Annotated in this window: 1 pseudogene; it reads right to left on the bottom strand. The window is 19.8% G+C overall.

The window, feature by feature from the left end:
- Positions 1-527: pseudogene (locus GQX97_RS15030) on the bottom strand (hypothetical protein); the annotation flags it as partial.

The following is a 527-nucleotide window of genomic DNA, read 5'->3' as shown; positions in this document are numbered from 1 at the left end:
ATAAAAATTTATTATTATTTTTMATTGAAAACTGAATAAAAAATAGTATTATTGGTATATAAGATAATGCAAAAATAGAATATAAATAATGTACAACAGCTATTTTTCCTCCAGCAAGCAAATTAATTATTATAGTAATTGGAATAAATAATAAAAATATAGTAAACATTTCCAAAATATTTTTTTCATTATTAGATTGAGCAATATATTTTTTATTAAAATAAAARTATAAAGCCCTGCAAAAGCAAGCAAACGAGAAAATAACACTAATAAATAAGAATGATATTCCTAGAATTTTAAAAGGATATAATTTCCAAAAATTAATAATAGCATCTATCTTAGTTCCGTACAAAAATGACATTTCATTTGTAGGAAATAAAAATATAAAATGTATTTGAGGAAATGTGAATTTGCCAAGACTTTCCTTTAATGTAAAAATCATATTTAAATTATTAAAATTATTTTGAAGCTCTGAAATCAAATATGGCAAATATAATAGAAAAGATATAAATACACCTAAACTAAAA

Origin of the sequence: Brachyspira sp. SAP_772 (assembly GCF_009755885.1) — a bacterium.
GTDB lineage: Bacteria > Spirochaetota > Brachyspiria > Brachyspirales > Brachyspiraceae > Brachyspira.
The sequence above is the reverse complement of the archived record's forward strand: the minus strand, read 5'-3'. Positions and strand labels throughout refer to the sequence as shown.